At 52.9% G+C, this 510-nt stretch carries 1 protein-coding gene; it reads left to right on the top strand.

The genetic code is table 11. The features are described from left to right. The coding region (locus IE105_RS15300; RefSeq protein WP_189499750.1) for a DDE-type integrase/transposase/recombinase at window positions 1-510 on the top strand (510 nt) is incomplete at both ends.

Raw genomic sequence — 510 nt, 5'->3', positions numbered from 1 at the left:
CCGCCAGTGAGTTCCGTGACAAGACGACAGCCATCAACCAGATGTGGCAGACTGATTTTACATACTTCAAGATCATCGGCTGGGGGTGGATGTATCTGTCTACGATACTGGACGACTTCTCACGCTACATCATCAGCTGGAAGCTCTGCACAACGATGAAGACGTCTGACGTGACTGAGACGCTGAATATGGCGCTCGAAGCCTCAGGCTGCGATCAGGCCAACGTCGCGCACAAACCGCGACTGCTGTCCGACAACGGTGCCAGCTACATCTCACATGAACTTGCTGACTACATCAAAGACAACCACATGAGCCATGTTCGCGGAGCGCCGTATCATCCGCAGACGCAGGGCAAAATCGAGCGTTGGCATCAAACGTTGAAAAACAGAATCCTGCTGGAAAACTACTTCCTGCCGGATGACTTGGAACGCCAGATCGAAAGCTTTGTGGATCACTACAATCACGAGCGTTACCACGAGAGCCTCAGCAACGTCACGCCTGCCGATGTCT

The sequence above is a fragment of the Algimonas arctica genome, assembly GCF_014652695.1.
GTDB lineage: Bacteria > Pseudomonadota > Alphaproteobacteria > Caulobacterales > Maricaulaceae > Litorimonas > Litorimonas arctica.
This window is presented reverse-complemented; position numbering and strand designations above follow the sequence as displayed.